This is a genomic window from Acinetobacter sp. 228 (assembly GCF_048147885.1).
On record NZ_JAYWYV010000001.1, the window covers coordinates 134,967 to 153,631 of the forward strand.

An 18,665-nucleotide genomic window follows, 5' to 3' on the forward strand; every position below is an offset into this window, starting at 1 on the left:
ATGACTATTGTCCGTAATCCAGCCACCACTAAAGCGACAGGAAAAAGCTCAGACAATCTGTCTGAGCTGGTTTTCCAGAAAATTAAAAATGATATTTTTGACTTTAAGCTGATGCCGGGAGAGCGGTTTACCGAATCGGAAATTGCTGAAAGCTATGCCGTCAGCCGTACACCTATTCGGCAAGCTTTATATCGTTTGCAGCAGGAAGGTTATGTCGAGGTGCAGTTTAGAAGTGGCTGGCAGGTCCGGCCACTGGACTTTAAAGCTTATGAAGAACTTTATGATCTACGGATTTTATTGGAAGGTTATGCAGTCGAGCAACTTTGTCAGAAGCCCAAAGACCAGTTGCAGGTTGCTCTGGCTATTTTGATTCAAACCTGGTGTATTCAACCAGAACAGTATGTCTATGATCTCAGGCGGTTATCTGTAGAAGATGAAGCATTTCATTGTCATTTGGTATTTGCAGCCGGCAATGCAGAAATGGCAAAAATACATAGTGAGATCAGCGAAAAAATTCGGATCATACGCCGGCTGGATTTTTCCAAAGATTATCGGATTGAGGCCACCTATGCTGAACATCAACAGATTTTAAAGGCGCTGCTTGCCCAAGATGCAGTCGCCTGTCTTTCTATATTAGAGGCTCATATTCGACTCAGTCGTAATGAGGTAAAAAAAATTACTCTGGAAATGTTGTCGTGTTGTCCTGGGTAAGTGAGTCAGAATAAATTTATGTTTACAGCAAGAAAAACATCAGACCTGACTCAAAGTTGATAACCAATTCATAACCAGAAAAAACAAGAATCAGCTAGTGGCATCTCTTGTAGTTTTTTAAAGTTAAGTCGAGGATAATAATAACAAAGAGATAAAAATGCTTATTCAGCACATACGACTTTTAGTTGCTGGTACCGCCTGTGCATCTTTCTTGACTATGACAGGATGTATGATGCCTTCCAAATCGCCCATCACTGACAGTTATGGTTCTGATCCAGACTTACCTAAACCACAGTCAAGCTTGCTGCCTACGGTCAATATTGCGCCTGCCAAAGGCTGGCCTGTGGATGAAATGCCTATACCCGCGACAGGTTTAAAAGTTCAGGCATTTGCCAAAGGACTGCGACATCCGCGCTGGCTGTATGTATTGCCAAATGGTGATGTGCTGGTGGCTGAAACGGATGCACCATCCAAGCCCGATGATAGTAAAGGGATCAAAGGGAAAATCATGAAGTGGGTAATGCAGCGCGCCGGCTCATCGCATCCTAGTGCCAACCGCATCACGCTACTTCGGGACAGCAATGGAGATGGGGTGGCTGAACAAAAAACCGTATTCTTGCAAAATCTCAATTCTCCATTTGGTATGGCGCTGATTGGCAATACATTGTATGTAGCCAATACTGATGCCTTGATGCGCTTTCCTTATCAGAACGGGATGACTCAAATCACAGCAGCCGGCACCAAGGTGCTGGATTTACCGGCAGGCCGTTTAAACCATCACTGGACCAAAAATGTCATTGCCAATCCTGCAGGCAATAAACTTTATATCACAGTGGGTTCCAACAGTAATGTGGCTGAAAATGGCTTAGAGCAAGAGCAGGGCCGGGCACTCATTATGGAGTTTGATTTGGATAGTGCCCAAGCACGACCTTATGCAACCGGACTACGTAATCCGAATGGCATGGACTGGCAACCTCAGAGTGGTGCACTCTGGACGGTGGTAAATGAACGCGATGAGCTCGGCAATGATCTGGTTCCTGATTATTTGACCTCTGTCAAAGAGGGCGCTTTTTATGGCTGGCCTTATAGTTATTATGGTCAGCATGTTGATACACGGGTCAAACCGCAAAACCCTGCTTTAGTTGCGCGAGCAATTCCACCGGATTATGCATTAGGCAATCATACTGCCTCATTGGGCTTGGCTTTCTATAGGGCAGATCTGATGCCTCAATATCGTGATGGGGCGCTGATTGGTCAGCATGGCTCATGGAACCGCAAACCACATAGTGGCTATAAAGTGATTTTTGTTCCCTTTCAAAATGGCCAACCAATCGGACAGCCTCAGGATGTTTTGACCGGATTTCTCAGCGATCAAGGGAAAGCATATGGACGTCCTGTTGGTGTAGCAGTGGATTCCTCAGGAGCCATTTTAGTGGCAGATGATGTCGGAGACGTGATCTGGCGGGTATCACCCTTGAGTACAAGACCAAAAAAATAAATCTATAAATATAAATAGGCTAAGTGCCTTATTTGGATATAAGCCTGTTGCATAGCAAAAATTAAGCGAAAACTTTTTTTATTAAAACGTCAACACTCTGGCTGAAAAGATACAAGAGCTGAGTGGATGTAAGATAACTTTTTAAGCTTCTTTTAAGCTGGCTGAATTAGGCTTTCAAGATATTTTTAAACGTGATTTCGCATGTACAGAGATTCTGCTAATCACATTAAAAATATCTGAATATAAGTAGCAGTTCTAGCCATTCGTAAATACTGGACTTAAAAGCTCAAGACATTGCAAAAAGAGGATTTTAAAAAGTGAAATCAATTATCGCATTTATTTTTCCGTGGTCATTGTTTATGACTCTTCGTCGGCCAGTCGAATCCGTAGTATGTTTGCTACTTCAGATTTCGATTTTTGGCTGGATTCCTGCTGCAATCTGGGCCATATATATTTTATATCGGGATAAAATAGTTTAAGAGATTGTTTTTGAATAAAATAAAGTGAAAAGGACTTTTGAGGCATTTCATGCATACAAGATGACTGCGTTAATACAAGGGGGCGTGATCGAAATAAATGCTGAGATGAGAGAAGATTTAGAAAGGATTTTATATGGATTATAAATAATATATTTTTACTAAGAAAATAAGCACTCCGGAGATGCCGCTGCATGTGTCGTTACCCTGAACCCGATGAGTTCAAGGAGGATGTGACGTATACTTGCTGGGTTTCCCATGCGAAGATGGGCATACACTCTAAATATACAGACCACACCCATAAGTGTTAGTATCGGCAGGGGAATAGACCCGCTGGCGAACACCCCAGAGTTAAGTTAATTATAAACAATAATGCCGGTGTGGCAACTCCATGCTGTTCATGAACTGTAAACAGTTCATTCGAATGTCTGAAGTTTAAGCGGAATATGTGATTATTCAGTAAGTTCTTCAACTTCTTCTAAAATGGTTTGTAACAAACGTTCGCAATGTCCGTATTGTTGCAGAGACCGGTTCATGCTCAGAACTTCCTGCATCAACTCAAGTGCTACCATAATAATCAGTTTACTAGGTTCCATGCGTGGAGCTTTACGACGAAATTCATCATACTTTTCATTTAATAACTGTGCCGCACGCTGTAATTCTTCCTGCTTGTCAGGAGGCGAGGCTAAACGGAAACTATGCCCCAATACTCTGAGATCGATTGCAATTTGTTCACTCATGATGAAGCTTCCTCAATGACTTCAGTCGGATGGGCCAGTTGTTGAATTTCCTGTGCGTGATGATCCTGCGCAGTGCCAAGAATGGCCAGACGTTGAATAATTGCTTCAACCTTGGCTTTGGCATTTTCATTTTTTTGGGTTAAACGTTCAGCTTCCTGAGTCAAACGCTGGATTTCCTGCTGAGAATGACGCTGTTCAATCAGCATCTTTTCTTTAAGTACCCGCAGATCATTACGTTCAGCCAGAATTTCCTGAAAACGGTTTTTCAGATCGGTGCAGCTTTTTTCAAGTCTGCCATAACGGTCTGCCAGTGCAGTTGCATCATTATTAAGCAGTTGAAACTGGGCCCGAGAGTCCGTCAATTGTTCTGTCAGGTTTTCATTTTCTTGTTGTTTTTGCGCAATTACGCTGTTCTTTTGTTCAATTTGCAGTTGATGTTGCATTGATGAAGAGTCTTGCTCTTCGCGCAAGCTGGAATTTTCACTTTCAAGCCGTGCAAGTCGCGTTTTTAACACGCCGATCTGCACTTGTAGACGCTGTAATTCTTCTAACATATCGAGGTCGCACAGTGTTGCAAACAAAGGTAATATATAAGCAGTATAAAGATTGGATAAACGAATGCAAGACGATATTTCAGGTTGGACCGAATGGCACCGCAATTTTTCTTCAATTGAGGAGATTTCCAGCCCTAGCGAACTGCATGGTTTGCTGACGGGCATTGTTTGTGTCACTCAGGCCCCCAGCAGTGAAGAGTGGTTACAGATTTTAGAAACATTGGACGTATCTGAACTGGATGCCGAAGCATTAGAGCTTTTGACAGGCGAAGCTGAAGACATCTTCCATGCCTTGTCTGAAAATGAACTAGATTATTTACCTTTGCTGCCCGATGATGAACATACGCTTTCAGAACGTGTGCAGGCACTGGCGGACTGGTGTGCAGGTGTGGTCTTAGGTTTTGGACTGGCGTCCGGGCATATCCGCCAAGATGAAGTTGAACTGATTGAACATTTGCAGGATGTAGCCGCGGTAGAATTTGAAGATTCGGACGATGATGCCGAAGGTGAAGAAAGCTATCAGGAATTGTATGAATTTGTGCGCCTGATTCCGGTCAGTTTGTCTTTAGGGCGTAAAAAAGTAGGAGTTGAAGAAACGCCACTCCTGCAGCAATTTGGTCAAAAAAATCAGCCTAACGATGCCGCTCCTACAGAGCCGCAAAGCGTTGTCGAGATTTTCTCGCCTAAACGTCCAAGTTGATGAAATGCTGAAGTGAACTAAGCCATACTTGAAATCAGGCATATACTTTGCTGTTTACAGTAAAGTTGATGGTAGGGTTTCAAGATCATATTCTAAATAAAAGTACTAATCGATAAGAAGTAAGGTGGAATGAAGAAATTGACACAGGCAGTTTTTGAGGAACGTCGCGCAATCCTCGCAGGGGAAATCGGTTTACGTAGTATTGCTATTATCGCGACCAGTCCGGTAGCCATGCGTAACCGTGATGCAGATTATAAATACCGCGCAGACAGTAGTTTCTTCTATTTAACCGGGTTTGCAGAACCTGAAGCTGTGGCTGTGATTGAAACCTTTGACACTGAAGAAGAAGGCTATAGCTACAGTTTGTTCTGCCGGGAACGTAACCGGGAAATGGAAATCTGGAATGGCTATCGTGCAGGTATTGATGGAGCTATTCAGGATTATGATGCAGATGAAGCCTATGCGATTGATCTGCTCGATGAAGAAATTCTGGAAAAACTGCAAAATAAGGATCGGTTATTCTATCGCATCGGGCAGCATGCAGAATTTGATGCGCGTGTCGCGAAATGGATTGCAACTGCAAGTGGTGAAAGCCGTCGTGGGACTTCTGCACCAGCGCAAGTCATTCAGCTGGATCGTATTGTCGATGAAATGCGTCTGCATAAAGATGCAAATGAAATTGAACTGATGCAGATTGCCTCCGATATTTCTGCTGATGCGCATACTCAAGCAATGCTGGCAGTACGGCCGGGCATGATGGAATATGCACTGGAAGCCGAGCTGAATTATGTTTTTGGCAAAAATGGCGGTGTTCCAGCTTACAACAGTATTGTCGGTGGCGGTGAAAATGCATGTATCCTGCATTATGTAGAAAATGACAAAGAACTCAAAGATGGCGATTTAGTCCTGATTGATGCTGCGGCTGAATATCAGTTCTATGCTTCAGACATTACCCGTACCTTTCCAGTGAATGGTAAATTTAGCCCGGAACAGAAAGCTTTATATAATGTAGTGCTGGATGCTCAAATTGCTGCAATTAATGCTGTGCAAATTGGTAACTCGTATAAAGAACCACATAATATTGCAGTACGCATTTTGGTACAGGGTTTGCTTGATCTTGGCTTGATGCAGGGGAATATTGACGACATCATAGAAAAAGAAGCTTTCCGCCAATTCTACATGCATGGTACCGGACACTGGCTCGGTATGGATGTACATGATGTCGGTGCTTATAAGGTTGATGGTGAATGGCGTGCGTATGAAGAAGGCATGGTCGTAACAGTTGAGCCGGGGCTTTACATCGCGCCCGATGATGAAACCGTAGACCCGAAATGGCGCGGTATTGGCATCCGGATTGAAGATGATGTTGTTGCTACCGAAAATGGTCCACTGGTTTTAACCGCGAAAGTGGTCAAAACGGTAGAAGAGATTGAAGCATTGATGGCAAAAGCTCAAGCTGCCTGATCTGAGAAAACTCAAAAAAGCCGGTCGAAAGACCGGCTTTTTTATGACACTTATATGCTGTGCAAAGTAGGCGTCTTAAAATATTTCGTAATGATCAACAAGCAATATAACTTACGTTTATATTGAACAAGTCAAATAAAACAAACCTAATTAAAATTTACAGCTTAAAAATTGACAGGAAGTCAACACAGAAAATCCGTTTTTAGCATCAAAGCTACATATTATATCTACTGATATTCTCATAATTTCTCTGATACTTAAATAAACTTAAATAAAAGCAGGAGAAGACTTATGAGATTAAATACGATTGACTGGATTGCTTATGCCTTGACAATTATTGGTGGCATCAATTGGGGTTTAATTGGTGCATTCGATTTTAATTTGGTTGCTGCGATCTTTGGTGATATGAGCGCCTTATCTCGAATTATTTATGTCCTGGTTGGTTTGTCGGCATTGTACCTGATCTATACAGGAACGAAGCTTGGCAAAACAGTACACCATACAGATCATCATACCAAGGTTGTGCGTTAAACAGCTAAAGCAGATCTAGATGATTTGCATGGCTATAAGGCCAATTTTGAATAATCTAAAATCCGGCTTTAATTATGATACCAGAATAAAAAACGGAGCTTAGGCTCCGTTTTTTATTACTATCTTGTTAGTTTTTTATTCCGTAAACAGAGATTTTCCTATACTTTTATAAGCATAAAATTCTTGAATGATCAGAAAATTAATAACGATAATTTATTGTTAAGTTGGGTACTTATGTAGGACCAAGGAGATATAAACGTGCAAAAGAAGAATAACGTGCAAAAGAAGAATAATGGTATTATCTTTGGCGGTAAGTCTACAGAACATGAAGTTTCACTTCAGTCAGCAAGAAATATTGTTGATGCGATCGATCGAGAAAAATTTGATATTACCTTGATTGGGATTGATAAAAATGGGATTTGGCATCTGAATGAAAGTACCCATTTTTTATTAAATTCGGATAATCCATCTTTAATCGCATTGCATCAATCCGGTAGAAATCTTGCCTTTATTCCGGATTAGAGTGAAAAGCAAGTCATTGAATTTAAAGAACAGGCTTTATTCCAGCTGGATGTTATTTTTCCAATTGTGTATGGAACGCTGGGCGAAGATGGCTCTATTCCTGACCAATATGGTGAAATTTTAGTAAATGAAATAAATACCTTACCAGGATTTACCAACATCAGTATGTATCTGAAGCTTTGGGAAGCAAGTGGATGACATACACTAATTTAATTACTCGTTTAATTGAGCTGGCTATTGAATATCATCAGAATCAGATAAAATTACAGCATTCAGTCTTCTAAATAGCTACTGGAAAAGCTGGTGTTATTTTAGTCTGAGTATTATCTGAAAATAAAAAACTGGTTTTAGAGAAATATCAATCATAAAAAAAAGAGTCTGTAACTATTGAATTTGTACCAATAGATATTGTCTTTTTTATCACAGTAAATGTGATAATTTACCTTTTTACTGATATGAGAAGATGGAAGGTACTTAAAAATTTTTATATTATTTTAATTGATATTTAAACTATAGTACTAACATTAATTTTATGGTTGTATGTTAAAAAAATAAAGTGAGGACATTAATATACAACTATAATAAAGATAGTTAATAAAATGATCAGTGCTCAGTCTTATCTTAAGAGCTCTTAATGAGTACATGCGCTGTTTAAGAAATCTATAGTAAATTCAAATATTAAGAAGAAATTATTCGCCATTTGGAATAGTTTGATTGTATTAAATATGGGAACTAGGTTTAAGTATAGTGTAATCACTTAATTACTAGCTTCGATATTTTGTATTTCAGGTGAAATGTTTTATCTGATACTTGATTAATATAAACAATGCCAGCTCCAAAAATGTTAAAATTTATAAGATTAAGGACGTACCTCAATATGAAAATACCAAAAATAATTCATCAAATTCATACAAAAGGAATAAATTTTCTATCCGAAGAAGATAGAACGGCAAGGGCTGTTCTTCTGAAAAATAATCCTGATTGGGAATACCGTTTTTATGATTATAATACCATGGTAGATTTTGTTAAAAATCATTATTCTTCCAGATATTTAAATGCGTTTCTTAAAATTAATCCATTATACGGCGCTGCATAAACTGATTATTTTCGATATTTATTGCTTTATAGCTTAGGTGGGGCATATTTTGATTTAAAAAGTTTTACCACCTGTAGTTTAAGTGACATTATTTTAGAAGATGATGAACTGCTAGTCTTTGAATGGCAAGGAGGAGCAGCTGAATATGAAGAGTTCGGAAAGCATAAACAGATTAAAAGAGGTAAAGAATACCAACAATGGAATATTATATCTTCGCCGGGAAACAAATATTTGGCTAATGTGGTTGAAAAAATAACGGAAAATTTAGAAAATTATACTTATATTAAATTTGGATATGGCTGGAGTGGTGTGCTGAATACCACAGGACCTATTCCCTATACCAATGCCATAGATGAAGTTACTGATAAGCATGGACTGCGTTGTCTGGGAAGTAGTTGTCAAAATGGAATTATTTATAGAGATAACACTTTACCTAGAAGATTGGATCGTAGTCACTATTCAAGACAAACCAAACCAATTATTAGCTCAGCGAGCTTGTTGGAAGAAATAGAAGCTGAAATTTTATTAATCCTTTTTAAAATCTTCAATTTTATAAAAAGATATCTTAGAAAAATGATCTATTAAAAATATAAAATTATTTAGGGTGAATTTTCATTCACTTTAATTTTTTCTACAGTTTTGAAAATGGATTCTAATCTTTTCTTTTAAATAAGAGCTAAGCTGATTGACCGGGTATTTTTAATAGTAATGCATTTTAGCCTTTGTCTGGTCTGCCAGACAGCAGAACATTGAGGTCAAAACAAGCTACAACAACAGCATGTATCACAATGTCAAAATCTCGAGTCATGATGTAATATAAAATCCATCATGATTATAAGTATCTATCTGCATAGATACGACATTGAAAGGATTACAGCATGCAACAAGAAGTCATCATTGTCGGTGGTGGGATGGTGGGCTTAAGCCTCGCATTAATGTTGGCGAAAACCAATATTGCAGTCAAACTTTTGGAAGCCATCAAATACCCAAATTATGATGATGAAAATCTTGCGCCATATCATTCCAGTTTTGATGCACGTAATAGCGCCTTGTCACGTCGTAGCGTACAAATCTATCAGGAGCTTGGACTTTGGAATGCCTTGCAAGAGCATGCTACCCCAATTCTGGAAGTGAATATTACCGAACAGGGCAGCTTTGGTAAGGCCCGACTGAAAGCCGAGCAGGAAAAAGTCGAAAGCTTTGGTCAGGTCATTGAAAATGCTTGGCTCGGTCGGGTGCTTCTCACTCAAGTCAAAAAAGAGCCATTGATTGAACTGATTGATGGTGTGCAGGTGAGCTCACTGACTCAAGATGCAGAGTTTGCTTATATCGAAGCGCATCGTGGCGAATCTCTACTGAAATTACAGTCCAAACTGGTTATTGCCGCCGATGGGCGGGATTCTTTCTGTCGTAAGGCTTTGGGTATTGGTGCATCAGAACATGATTATGATCAGGTCGCGATTGTGACCACAGTACAAACGTCGAAGCCACATGGTCATGTGGGTTTTGAGCGTTTCAGTCATTTAGGCCCTTTGGCACTGTTGCCCTTACCGGGTGAGTATCGCCGTTCAGTGGTCTGGCCTGTGAAAAAAGGTACTGAAGGAGAATGGTTGGGAGATGAAAATGACCAGCATTTTCTGGATGCCTTGCAGGACACGTATGGCGATCGTGCCGGAAAATTCCAGAAAACCGGAAAACGGTTCAGTTTTCCCTTATCTCAAGTGTTAGCTGAAAAGCAGGCTGTTGGTCGTGTAGTGCTCATGGGTAATGCAGCACATACGATTCATCCGGTCGCTGGACAGGGTTTTAACCTGTGTATGCGTGATGCGCATGTATTGGTGCGTTACCTGAAAGAGCAGCAGGCACAAGGCGCAGACTTGGGCGATGCTGCAATATTGCTAGACTATGAGAAATCCCGTCTCAGTGACCAGCAGCGTGTGATCAAGTTCTGTGATTCAGTGGTACGCGGTTTCAGTAACCAGAATCCGTTTTTAAGATTGATGCGTAATACAGGTTTAGTCGCCTTTGATACGATTCCAGGCATCAAGCCACTCGTTGCAAATTATGCCATGGGGTTAAAAGCATGAGCTTAAATCAAACTAACGAAATATTAGACGTTGTCATTATTGGTGGTGGGTTGGTAGGCGGGCTCACTGCGCTATTGCTGGCCCAAGGGGGCGTGCAGCCTACAGTTCTGGATGCAGCGCCAATTCTGGATGCAGATAAAACCTTAAGGGTGGCTAATCCGCGTGTCCTGGCTTTAAGTCAGGCAACCATTCACCTATTAAAAACGGTGGGTGTCTGGGAAAATTTAGCACGTCAGCAGCCTTATACCGGCATGCAGGTCTGGAATAAAAATGGCTATGGAGAAATTAATTTTGGCCAGTCTTCAGAAAAAACACTATCGGTAGAGCAGGCTTTAGGCTCGATGGTGGAACCAAGCATTTTGAATCTGGCTATTCAGCAAAAGATGCTGGAAGATGTTCAAGATTATAGAACACAGGTCAAAGTCAGCCGTATCGAACGTGGCGTCGGTGTGTGGATCATTCATCTGGCTGATGGTACACAACTCCAAACTAAACTGGTGATCGGCGCAGATGGTGCAAACTCCTTTGTACGTGAGCAAGCTTTCATTGATATTGATGTACTGGACTATAAACAGGCAGGCATCAGTTGTGCCATTAAAACTGCACAGCCTCATCAGCATATGGCACGTCAGATTTTTCTTGAAACCGGTCCATTGGCTTTTTTACCTATGGCCAGCCTTAATCCGGAAGAGCAGGGACATTGGCAATCAATTGTCTGGACCTTGCCAGAGGATTATGCTGAGGAATATGCAGCGCTCCCAGATGCTGAATTTACTCAGCTATTAACCCGTGAAAGTCAGCATATGTTGGGTGAAGTATTGCAGGCGACATCACGTGCCACTTTCCCTTTAAAAGCCCGTGCCGCTCAGCAATATGTTCAAGACGGTTTAGCCCTGATTGGAGATGCGGCACATGTGATTCATCCGTTGGCAGGTCAAGGGGTGAATATTGGCTGTCTGGATGCTGCAGTGCTCTGTGATGTTTTACTGCATGATCAGGCGCGTGGCGTATGGGCACATGAGCAAACCCTCAAACGCTATGAACATCGCCGTAAAGGTCAAAACGATGCCATGATGCATAGCATGTCTGCGATTGGCTGGATGGAAACGACCTCATTCTTCCCAATGGTTTGGGTACGTAATTTTGGTTTAAAACAGGTAGAAAATCAGCCAATATTAAAAGATGCATTTATGTCACAGGCCAACGGCCTGAGTTTACTCAAAGACACACGCTACGCAGCTTAAGGGAGAAATGTAAATTTTTTAAACAAATGCCAATAAAGAGTAACGTTTTTGTTTAAAAAAGATACGATTTTTTGAGTTTTGGTACTAGGCGAAGGTCAAAGAGATTGCTAAATTTCACTTAATTCGATACCTGACTTGGAATACCAAGCGAGGGCCATTTTTGGGGAGATGCAAATGACAGACATGAATGATTATGATGATGACGTTGAAGATTCAATTGTTGACGATGATGAAGCAAAAGCCGCTGAAAAAGGCGCGGTCGATAGCACAGAGGTCGTCAGTGATACCGATCTTGTAGAAGCTGAAACTTTGACCGTCACTGCAAAGCTGAAAAAGCGTCAAGCACTTGAAGACGAGATTGCGGCTTTCCTTGCTAGTGGTGGTCGTATTGTTGAAGTGCCGGCAGATGAATCAGTAGCCAAAGAATAAGTTATTGATTAACTTGTTTCTTATAAAAAACACCACATTCAATGTGGTGTTTTTTTGCAAACCAAAATGAGATAGAAATATCTAAAGCAATTAGTCGTTTGCCGAAGTCAGTTCTAAAGCACGTTGATAAGCGACTTTCTTTTTGATTCCGGTTAAATCTGCCGCCAGTTGTGAAGCAGCTTTGACCGAAAGGTCCTGTAATAGGCGATTCAATAATTTATCCAGCTTTTCCTGATCCAGATCTTTTTCTTCGGTGGCGCCGCCAATCACCAGAACAATTTCGCCTTTTTGCTGATTGTGATCATTGGCAATGAATTCGACTAGTTCACCCAAGGTCATTTTCTTGATAGTTTCAAAGGTCTTGGTGATTTCTCGCGCAAAACCGACCGGGCGATCTGCTCCGAAAACGCTGGCCATATCTTTAACGGACTCCAGAATCCGATGTGGTGCTTCATAGAAAATTAAAGTCTGGGTTTCATCTTTCAGTTTTTCCAGATTCAGCAGGCGCTGACTTTGTCTGGATGGCAGAAAACCTTCAAAGCTGAAGCGGTCACTCGGCAAGCCAACAGCACTTAAGGCAGCAATAGCCGCACAAGCACCAGGTACAGGAATCACGCGAATATTATGCGCTTGTGCAGCACGGACAAATTTAAAGCCAGGGTCGCTAATCAGGGGAGTGCCAGCATCACTGATCAGGGCCATATCTTCGCCATTCAGCAGGCGTTGGATCAGCTGATCAATCTTGTTGCTTTCATTATGCTCATGACAGGCAGTCAGAGGTGTTTGAATATTAAAGTGTTTAAGTAATTGTGCTGAAGTTCGTGTATCCTCAGCAGCAATAAGACTCACCGACTTTAACACCTGAATTGCACGATAACTAATATCATCTAAGTGCCCGATTGGAGTCGCAACAACAAATAACTGAGCACTCATAGGTTTCTCCATGTGGAATAAATTGAATAATAAAAAATGGAAGATTAAAAATAAAATATTGGGCTTGTGTTTAGTCAGCTACATCAGCAGCGTACAAGCAGAAGTGCTGATCATTCTACCCGAATCCGGGCCTTTGGCGCGAGCTGCATCGAGTATCAAACAGGGTTTTCTCAGTGCCTATACTACTTCCGGGCAGAAAGTTCCATTAAAATGGGTCAATTCCAATCAGAAAAATATCTCCCAGCTACTGAAACAGCATGTCAATAAAAAGACCAAAATGGTGGTGGGTCCATTGGCACGTAGCGATGTGGAACAACTACTCAAGAGCAAACCTAAAGTACGTACCCTCAGCCTGAATGATGTAGCAGGGTCATCACCCCAAGTCTGGCAATTCAGCCTGTCCAAAAAAGAAGATGCCGCTGCCTTAAAAACCTTATTGCACAAAGATGGAATTCAACAGCTGCTGATTTTACGCCAGCCGGGCAGTGAAGCCGAGCATGAACTGTTGCTGATGTCATTGTTCAGTCAAAGTGATCTGAAATTTAAGATCGTGAACAAGGCGCCGATTTTTTTAATGCCACAACAAGGGCTGTTATACCTCGGCAATGCAGAAGGGCTGGCTGCCATACCTGAATTAAGCCATAAACGGATGTATACCGTGGCCAATGCGATCAGCGAGCAGCATAGACCCCCGAAAGGGATCAAGTTCTGTGATGTTCCGGTACTTTATCTGGCTGACTGGCCAGATGTTGTACAGGCCTATGCCAAAGAGCCGGTAGATATGTCCTATCAGCGGCTGATTGCCTTCGGGGGAGATGCCTGGCAGATTACCCAGCAGTACCTGTCACAACCACATTTACAGCATATTGAATTTCAGGGTAGAACTGGCCGGATTGAAATCACGGACCATAGTATTCAGCGTAGTCCACAATGTTTTCAGTATAGTGGCACAGGCGTCAAGCTACTATGAGCGAAAGAGGAATGCTACGACAGCAACTAGGTGCATGGGCAGAGCAGCAAGCGGCCCAATTGATGCAAAACCATGGATTTCAGTTCCTGACAGCCAATTATCACAGTCGCTATGGCGAGCTGGATCTGATTCTGGTACGTGATCAGGAGCTGGTCTTTGTGGAAGTCAAGGCACGTGCACAAACTGGATACGCACAAGCCATTGAATCGGTTTCCAGAGCGAAACAGGGCAAGATGCTCAAGACAGCCATGTGTTTTATTCAGAAAAATCCACAATTTGCACACTATTACTATCGTTTTGACGTGATTTGTTTTGATTTTAAACAGCAATTTGCAAAAACCCTACAGCATGACTTTTCGCAATACCCTTATGATCTGGAATGGATTGAAAATGCTTTTACTTTTGATCAAGAGTTTATTAACCTTTAAACAAAATAAGATCTAAAGATGCTTATATTTGCTTCAAGATCGTTGTAAAGTTCAAGCAGAATTGCCATGATCTGAGCTTGGAAAAGATGATTAGATTGAAAAGACGTAATAAAATGAAGGAGTCTTGCTGAGTGGTTAAGCGTATTGCAATAACAATGCTGTGTGTCGCAAGTTTATCAGGTTGTGCCAGTTTTATTTCCAGCGGCACAGGTACGGCTCCTGTCGGAACTGAAAGTGGGGCGCGTACCTTGGGGCAGGTATTTATTGATTCCTCGATTGTCCGTACTGCAAAAATTAATCTTTATAAACTGGACTCGCGCTTTAAGCAGGCCCGGGTCAATATTGAAAGTTTTCATGGCAATGTCTTGCTGACTGGTCAGGTGCCGGATGCACACTTAAAACAATTGGCTGAAGACAACGTCAAATCAATGAGTGATGTCAAGGCCGTGCATAATTTTATTACTGTCGGTAATCAGATCAGCTATAGCACTATCATGCAGGATACTGCGGTGACTGCAAATACCCGCGGTTTAATTATGAAGGCGCCTGTAGTTGCAGATAGCAAGGTGCATGTTCATACTGAAGATGGCATATTGTATGTGATGGGACGTTTAAACAGTGCCGAGATTACTGACCTGAATCAGGTGTTACAGCAGGTAGGCAATGTTACTAAAATCGTGACCCTGATCGATAATGTTGAGCAATCCTCAAGTCTGGCCAGTCAGAATTTTGCTGCACCGGCATATGCACAGCCAGGTATTGAACAGACACCGGTTGCCATTGATCCTGATACGGTTGAACCGACCTATGAACCATAAGGTCGGCCAGTTTAAAACCCAAATCTCACAGCGTATTCTGCAGTTTCAGCAACATTATCAAGATTTCCGGTTATACGATTTTGGCAGTTATGCTTTAAATCGTTTAACCCCGAAACAGGGTTATATGATCGAAACCCAATTGGCCTATGGTCTGAAATCCCGACAACGCTTTGACCTGTTTCGAAGCCATCAGCCTTTGCCCCATCGTCCCCTGATTGTGTTTGTACATGGCGGTGCATGGTTGCATGGCGATAAAAAGGATTACCAGTTTATTGGCGAGTCCTTTGCCAAAGAAGGTTATGATGTAGTGGTGATGAATTATCATCTGGCACCACAGCATATTTTCCCCACCTATATTCATGATCTGCATTTGTTGCTAAATCATTTGCAGCAGTCGGCTGAGCAGTTGAAGATCTGTGCTGAAAATCTGGTCTTGATGGGACATTCTGCCGGCGCATTCAATGTGATGTCTGCCTTGTATCATCCGCAATCTGCCACTATTGATCATAATCAAATCCGGGCGATTATTGGTCTGGCAGGGCCTTATCATTTTGATTATAAAAATGATCCGATCTGTGCAGGTGCATTTGATCAGGCAGTACCTTATCAGCAGGTCATGCCTTATTATTTTGTTAGAAATAGCTCAACCCGGCATTATCTGTTTATTGCCGAAAAAGACAAGATTGTCGGGCATTTCAATAGCCATGATTTGGTCCGCGTACTGAAAGAGAAGGGCAATCATAGCCATTTGATTCACATTCCGAAACTTGGCCATATTACGATCGTGGGTTCACTCTCCAGTTTGTTTAGCCGCTTTTTCCAGACCAAGTCTCAGGTGCTTTGGGCGCTCGAAGATGCATTTAAATCCTGAGCTGATAGCTGGATAACCCTGTAGCAACACATAAAAAAAAGAACCTAGGGCGATTATCCACTGGGTTCTTTTTTTAAGCCTTGAAAAATTTACTTTTAAGTACAGGCTTATAGCCAGGTTTTAGTGTCGTCTGCGACGGGCGTGCCTTGAGTCACATGCATGATCATGGCATGGGCAATACTACCTTTGAATGGAATTTCCGGCAGCTGATCGAATTTGAAGAATTGCGCATCACTAATTTCCTCTTCCTGCAGCTGTAGCTCACCGCCAGCATATTCTGCCTTGAAGGCAATCATCAGGTTGCTTGGGAAAGGCCAGGGCTGGCTGGCCAGATACTGAATATTCTTGAGCTTTAAACCGACTTCTTCCAGCGTTTCACGACGTACTGCATCTTCCAGGGTTTCACCCACTTCAACGAAACCGGCAATCAGTCCATGCATCTGGCTTTTGGTATTACGTGCATTTTTAGCCAGTAAAATCTCGTCTTTACCTCGGGTAATGATGGTAATAACGCAAGGCTGTACCCGTGGATATTGACGGTAGTTGCAGGATGGACAGACCATGGCATATTCAACAGCATGTGCTTCAGTGGCTGTGCCACAATGACTGCAAAATTTATGGTTACGACGCCATTCTAAAAGCTGTACCGCACGGCTGGCCTGTTCAAATTGCCGGGTATTCCAGAACTGTAACAGCTGACGGATGGGAAGCAGTTGCAAGCCTGGAGGAATTGGCTCATCGGGAAGGAGGTCACGGGCAATCACCTGATCACCCGTGTGGAGTAGCAAATCACTTGCTAAGGCTTCAACCCGTGGAAGTTGAAAGTGTTGATCGACCAGCAGTTGCTGTTGTTGAAAAATATAAGCAAGTGATAATTTGGACATTAGGCAACTATTTTGAGTTTCTCACTACTGTCCAATGCTACCTGAAACATGGTCTGTAATACAGGCTGTTTGTTCTTTAAGTTATCAATCATCATGTCGGCACTGGCCAGGGTGTCTAGAGCACGATGAATTTCTTCTGGACTTAATGCAATCGACAGATCAATACGGTTCTTGATAAATTCCGCAGTTGTGACGAAGGCAGTACGAACATGTTCTGCATTCAGGAATAGCATGGCGCCGCCAATCTCGTAAAACTGTACGGGTACAGCTTCAAGGGCAGCCAAGTCCTGGTCTTGCAGGTAATTGCTGAGAATCTGGCTGGAAAGCTCAATCAGGGCCTTGGTTTCTGTGAGTAAAGCAGCATGTGCTTCATCCAGACGGTCCAGAGAAATATTCATGTTGTTGACACGCAGCTGCAAGCGGCTCGAAGTGTGATGACGTTCCAGCACCCCAATCGAGTTCATGGCAGACAGGATGACATTCATTAACTGCTGGGCAAAACTGGCATCCTGCATCATCTCCGGCTGGCTCAGTGTAGCAGCCTGACGGGTCAGGTCATGATAGGCTTCATTCAGGTTCAACACCTTGAAGATATTGGCCAGATTATTCAGTTGAGCCTGTAATTCCTGGGTCTTTTCAGGTGTCATGCTGTGATAGTTGAACTCGATGTCATTACGAATTTGCACCATTTCCGTGGTCACCAATTCGCTGATGGTATGCATGGTTTCAAAGTCTGGACCATATAGATGGCGACTGAAGACCTGTAATTGCATATCGGTCAGCAGGTCATCGCTCACATTCAGTTGGCTGCGGATAGACTGCGCAGTTTCATCTTCCTGACTGATACACAGGCTGAGCACATTGGCCAGATCAGCCAGCGAAGCCTTGAAACTGTCTGCCGAGCTAAAATACTGTGCCATGTTACGTTCAATGCCCACCAAGGTGCGTAGACGTGGCTCATTAATGATCAGATGTTCGATATTGTTGAAGGCAACATAGACCAGATTCCAGTACTGCTTGCTGCCATCATGCTGTTCGGAAAGTCCAGCCAGATAGGCTCCTACCAGTTTGATGGCTTGCAGATCCAGTTCACTTTCTTCCTGAGTAATCAGCTTGTTCAGTGACAGCTTATACAGGCAGTGTACATATTCGGATTTTTCCAGACCTGGCGCTTGTGGCAATGCAAAGTCAGGAGTAATGCAATCCAGTAAGGATTCTACATGCTGGCCTTCAGTTGTCAGCGGTTTATCTAAAGCCAGTTCCAGGCGGTTCAGGGTATCTAGCAAAAATTGTGGAATTTTCACTTCACGCAGGCAGATGAATTCGATATAGCGTTTCAGCATGGTGGTGCCTTCACTCAAGGCAATGACATCCTGAGTATTAACCTGCGCTGGATTCCCCATGATCTTGCGCATCAGTTCTGCTGAATATTGAGCGATTTTTGCCAGACTGGACATGTCGATCAGAGCCAGAACCTGGGCGCATTGTTCAAACTGAGTTAATGCATCATCAATGCCAAAAGGTAAAGTCTGATCTTCTACCAAGGTGCTTACTGCTGATTCGACTAACTTGATCGAGTTATCAACCTCATTTTTTATTATCAGTAAGGCTGTTGGATCAAAATGTATAGAGGTTTGGTAAGACATGATCTGCACCTTTCCTGAAGTATTATCTATATATGAGCCCCGCTTCAAACTGCGGGACCTCTT

The 18,665-nt window shown here is 42.3% G+C and carries 22 protein-coding genes and 1 other RNA gene; 17 read left to right on the forward strand and 6 right to left on the reverse strand.

The window, feature by feature from the left end; genetic code table 11:
* The 3 genes from VXQ92_RS00610 to VXQ92_RS00620 all read left to right on the forward strand — a co-directional run bounded on the left by VXQ92_RS00610 (position 1) and on the right by VXQ92_RS00620 (position 2,688).
* The gene (locus tag VXQ92_RS00610; protein ID WP_064095583.1) at positions 1-711 is read left to right on the forward strand and encodes a GntR family transcriptional regulator; all 711 of its coding nucleotides are present in this window, start codon (positions 1-3) and stop codon (positions 709-711) included.
* 217 nt (positions 712-928) lie between these two features.
* On the forward strand, positions 929-2,209 hold the full coding sequence (locus tag VXQ92_RS00615; RefSeq protein WP_416680034.1) for a PQQ-dependent sugar dehydrogenase: 1,281 nt from the start codon (positions 929-931) through the stop codon (positions 2,207-2,209).
* Positions 2,210-2,526: 317 nt separating this feature from the next.
* Positions 2,527-2,688 carry a YqaE/Pmp3 family membrane protein gene (locus tag VXQ92_RS00620; RefSeq protein WP_081406339.1) on the forward strand — a complete coding sequence of 54 codons (162 nt, stop codon included), beginning with the start codon at positions 2,527-2,529 and terminating at the stop codon, positions 2,686-2,688.
* Positions 2,689-2,856: 168 nt separating this feature from the next.
* Here VXQ92_RS00620 and ssrS read toward each other — a convergent pair.
* The 3 genes from ssrS to VXQ92_RS00635 form a co-directional block, all read right to left on the reverse strand.
* Positions 2,857-3,040: non-coding RNA, 6S RNA (gene ssrS / locus VXQ92_RS00625), on the reverse strand.
* 97 nt (positions 3,041-3,137) lie between these two features.
* Positions 3,138-3,425, reverse strand: coding sequence for a cell division protein ZapA (locus VXQ92_RS00630; protein WP_064101456.1), 288 nt, complete (start codon positions 3,423-3,425; stop codon positions 3,138-3,140).
* On the reverse strand, positions 3,422-3,979 hold the full coding sequence (locus VXQ92_RS00635; protein ID WP_064095580.1) for a hypothetical protein: 558 nt from the start codon (positions 3,977-3,979) through the stop codon (positions 3,422-3,424). The genes VXQ92_RS00630 and VXQ92_RS00635 overlap by 4 nt, the downstream gene beginning before the upstream one ends.
* Before the next feature lie 64 nt (positions 3,980-4,043).
* Between VXQ92_RS00635 and VXQ92_RS00640 the strand changes: the two genes are divergently transcribed.
* The 10 genes from VXQ92_RS00640 (at position 4,044) to VXQ92_RS00685 (ending at position 12,052) form a co-directional block, all read left to right on the forward strand.
* On the forward strand, positions 4,044-4,679 hold the full coding sequence (locus VXQ92_RS00640) for a UPF0149 family protein (RefSeq protein WP_416679899.1): 636 nt from the start codon (positions 4,044-4,046) through the stop codon (positions 4,677-4,679).
* Between the two features lie 129 nt (positions 4,680-4,808).
* A complete protein-coding gene (gene pepP / locus VXQ92_RS00645) occupies positions 4,809-6,143 on the forward strand; it encodes a Xaa-Pro aminopeptidase (RefSeq protein WP_416679900.1) in 1,335 nt (444 codons plus the stop codon).
* A gap of 291 nt (positions 6,144-6,434) precedes the next feature.
* Positions 6,435-6,674, forward strand: a complete 240-nt coding sequence (locus tag VXQ92_RS00650) for a DUF378 domain-containing protein (RefSeq protein WP_064095577.1) — start codon at positions 6,435-6,437, stop codon at positions 6,672-6,674.
* A 258-nt stretch (positions 6,675-6,932) separates the two neighbouring features.
* Positions 6,933-7,196, forward strand: a complete 264-nt coding sequence (locus VXQ92_RS00655) for a hypothetical protein (protein ID WP_416679901.1) — start codon at positions 6,933-6,935, stop codon at positions 7,194-7,196.
* Between the two features lie 66 nt (positions 7,197-7,262).
* Entirely contained in the window at positions 7,263-7,394 is a 132-nt protein-coding gene (locus tag VXQ92_RS00660) for a hypothetical protein (protein ID WP_416679902.1), read from the forward strand.
* Positions 7,395-8,073: 679 nt separating this feature from the next.
* The gene (locus VXQ92_RS00665; RefSeq protein ID WP_416679903.1) at positions 8,074-8,292 is read left to right on the forward strand and encodes a hypothetical protein; all 219 of its coding nucleotides are present in this window, start codon (positions 8,074-8,076) and stop codon (positions 8,290-8,292) included.
* Between the two features lie 21 nt (positions 8,293-8,313).
* Complete coding sequence (locus VXQ92_RS00670; protein WP_416679904.1) at positions 8,314-8,877, forward strand: hypothetical protein; 564 nt, start codon at positions 8,314-8,316, stop codon at positions 8,875-8,877.
* Positions 8,878-9,170: 293 nt separating this feature from the next.
* Positions 9,171-10,379 (forward strand): 2-octaprenyl-6-methoxyphenyl hydroxylase, encoded by a 1,209-nt coding sequence (ubiH, locus tag VXQ92_RS00675; protein ID WP_416679905.1) that lies wholly within the window; start codon positions 9,171-9,173, stop codon positions 10,377-10,379.
* Positions 10,376-11,623 (forward strand): FAD-dependent monooxygenase, encoded by a 1,248-nt coding sequence (locus VXQ92_RS00680; protein ID WP_416679906.1) that lies wholly within the window; start codon positions 10,376-10,378, stop codon positions 11,621-11,623. The genes ubiH and VXQ92_RS00680 overlap by 4 nt, the downstream gene beginning before the upstream one ends.
* 174 nt (positions 11,624-11,797) lie before the next feature.
* Positions 11,798-12,052 carry a hypothetical protein gene (locus VXQ92_RS00685; RefSeq protein WP_004646359.1) on the forward strand — a complete coding sequence of 85 codons (255 nt, stop codon included), beginning with the start codon at positions 11,798-11,800 and terminating at the stop codon, positions 12,050-12,052.
* A 90-nt stretch (positions 12,053-12,142) separates the two neighbouring features.
* On the opposite strand, the gene rsmI is transcribed toward VXQ92_RS00685, so the two are convergent.
* Positions 12,143-12,985, reverse strand: a complete 843-nt coding sequence (gene rsmI, locus VXQ92_RS00690; protein WP_416679907.1) for a 16S rRNA (cytidine(1402)-2'-O)-methyltransferase — start codon at positions 12,983-12,985, stop codon at positions 12,143-12,145.
* 10 nt (positions 12,986-12,995) lie between these two features.
* Here rsmI and VXQ92_RS00695 point away from each other — a divergent pair, with 10 nt between their 5' ends.
* From VXQ92_RS00695 to VXQ92_RS00710, 4 genes are all read left to right on the forward strand, one after another.
* Positions 12,996-13,955: a penicillin-binding protein activator gene (locus VXQ92_RS00695; RefSeq protein ID WP_416679909.1), complete on the forward strand. Its 960-nt coding sequence runs from the start codon at positions 12,996-12,998 to the stop codon at positions 13,953-13,955.
* 11 nt (positions 13,956-13,966) lie between these two features.
* Positions 13,967-14,383, forward strand: coding sequence for a YraN family protein (locus VXQ92_RS00700; protein WP_416680035.1), 417 nt, complete (start codon positions 13,967-13,969; stop codon positions 14,381-14,383).
* A 131-nt stretch (positions 14,384-14,514) separates the two neighbouring features.
* Positions 14,515-15,201, forward strand: a complete 687-nt coding sequence (locus tag VXQ92_RS00705; protein ID WP_064095568.1) for a BON domain-containing protein — start codon at positions 14,515-14,517, stop codon at positions 15,199-15,201.
* Entirely contained in the window at positions 15,191-16,072 is an 882-nt protein-coding gene (locus tag VXQ92_RS00710) for an alpha/beta hydrolase (RefSeq protein WP_416679910.1), read from the forward strand. The genes VXQ92_RS00705 and VXQ92_RS00710 overlap by 11 nt, the downstream gene beginning before the upstream one ends.
* 107 nt (positions 16,073-16,179) lie before the next feature.
* Here VXQ92_RS00710 and nudC read toward each other — a convergent pair whose 3' ends face one another.
* Both nudC and VXQ92_RS00720 read right to left on the reverse strand, forming a co-directional pair.
* Positions 16,180-16,956 carry an NAD(+) diphosphatase gene (gene nudC, locus VXQ92_RS00715; protein ID WP_416679911.1) on the reverse strand — a complete coding sequence of 259 codons (777 nt, stop codon included), beginning with the start codon at positions 16,954-16,956 and terminating at the stop codon, positions 16,180-16,182.
* A complete protein-coding gene (locus VXQ92_RS00720; RefSeq protein WP_416679913.1) occupies positions 16,956-18,602 on the reverse strand; it encodes a chemotaxis protein in 1,647 nt (548 codons plus the stop codon). Before VXQ92_RS00720 ends, nudC begins: the two co-directional genes overlap by 1 nt.
* Between the last annotated feature and the right edge of the window lie 63 nt (positions 18,603-18,665).